The organism is Candidatus Allofontibacter sp., from assembly GCF_040404065.1.
GTDB lineage: Bacteria > Pseudomonadota > Alphaproteobacteria > Pelagibacterales > Pelagibacteraceae > Fontibacterium.
Genome location: NZ_JBBAJM010000002.1, coordinates 16613 through 17496 on the forward strand (window position 1 = coordinate 16613; position 884 = coordinate 17496).

1 protein-coding gene is annotated in these 884 nt (G+C 21.3%); it reads right to left on the reverse strand.

Going from position 1 to position 884, the window contains the following annotated elements; translation table 11 throughout:
• Positions 1–88: 88 nt before the first annotated feature.
• Entirely contained in the window at positions 89–715 is a 627-nt protein-coding gene (locus tag AC8IG9_RS06095) for a hypothetical protein (protein ID WP_507425923.1), read from the reverse strand.
• Between the last annotated feature and the right edge of the window lie 169 nt (positions 716–884).

Below are 884 nucleotides of genomic sequence, written 5' to 3' on the forward strand. Positions count from 1 at the left end.
TTAACATTTTTACTTATATTTTTTGATTTTTTTGGTTACTTTTTTTTTAAAAAAGTATTTTTTGATTACTTTTTTTTTAAAAAAGTAGTTAACAGAATCTCCATCTATTTCCGCAATTATAACAATAACAAAATTTAGTTGTAGGTTCATCGGCACTTCTTGTTTGACGTTCATTGTATTCTGTTTTATAACTTTTACATTTTCCGCATTTAAATAATCCATCTGGTCTATCTGATACATTTATAGTATGTATAACATCTTCGTCGTCTTTTGAAATACTTTTTTTTATTTCATTCCAACGTTCTGGGAAAAGACGTTCTGGACCAAAAGAAGTTAGATCAAATTCATTACATTCTTTATAAAATAATCTATTCAATAAATCTTTATTATTTATACAACCATTTGGATTTAAATTATCATATACTAATATAGATCTATTTATATATACATTTTTAAAAACTTCATTCCAAGTTTCATTAAAATCAACTTTTTTATATAATGTTAAAGAATGATTAAAAATACCTCTTTCAATATTTAATGTCATCTTTTTTATTTCTAGATCACTTAAACTTGTTTCTTTTGTATTATTATCAGAACGCAATTTTGCGTTCTTTTTAATCAATTCGTAAAATTTCTCATATACTCTTTTTCTTTTAGGATGAATTGGTATCAAATTATCTAACGTTTCATTTTCTATGTCAATGATATTTGACATTTTAGATTTTAATAATACTAAAAATATTTTTTTTTTCAAATATTTTTTGATTTTTTATTTACATTTCTTATTTACATTTTTACTTATATTTCTTATTTACATTTTTACTTACAGTTCTTATTTACATTTTTACTTACAGTTCTTATTTACATTTTTACTTACAGTTCTT